Below are 571 nucleotides of genomic sequence, written 5' to 3'. Positions count from 1 at the left end.
GCGTCGCCCAGGTTGACGTACAGCGAGAGCACCGCGCCATCGCCCAGCCGCCAGCGGGCGAGCGCGGTGGCGGCGCCCAGCGCCAGGGCGCCCAGGCTGACCGCGCCGCGCAGGCGCGGCGCGATGAGCTGCCGCCGCAGGTGCAGCAGCGCCCGGTAATAGGTGCGCCAGGCCTTGCCCTCGTCGCTGTGTTCGGCGGTCCATGGCTGGCTGCGGACATAGGTGTCGATGGCGCCGGGGTCGGGCACCGCGGCCGCGTCGAGCGCGAGGGCCGGGAACTCGCGGCGCCTGCCCTCGCGCACCGCCCGCGCCAGCGCCGGATCGGCATGGCTGGTGAAGTAGAGGAAGGGCGCGGTGCTGCCGCATTCCTCGCCCATGAAGATCAGGGGGATCTGCGGGGCCAGCAGTTGCAGGGCAACCGCCGCGCGCAGGCGGTCCGGCGATGGCGTCAGGGTGGTCAGGCGTTCGCCCTGGGCGCGGTTGCCGGTCTGGTCGTGGTTCTGCAGGAACAGCACGAAAGCCGTGGGCGGCAGGTGGGCGCTGGGTTCGCCACGCGGGCGGCCGCCGCGAT

General features: G+C 74.6%; 1 protein-coding gene. It reads right to left on the bottom strand.

The features are described 5' to 3' along the window. Positions 1 to 571: DUF3459 domain-containing protein (locus RCF13_RS11320; RefSeq protein ID WP_308141189.1), on the bottom strand; the 571-nt coding region annotated here is incomplete at both ends.

The organism is Stenotrophomonas maltophilia group sp. RNC7 (assembly GCF_030910085.1).
Classification (GTDB): Bacteria; Pseudomonadota; Gammaproteobacteria; order Xanthomonadales; family Xanthomonadaceae; genus Stenotrophomonas; species Stenotrophomonas sepilia.
The sequence above is the reverse complement of the archived record's forward strand: the minus strand, read 5'-3'. Positions and strand labels throughout refer to the sequence as shown.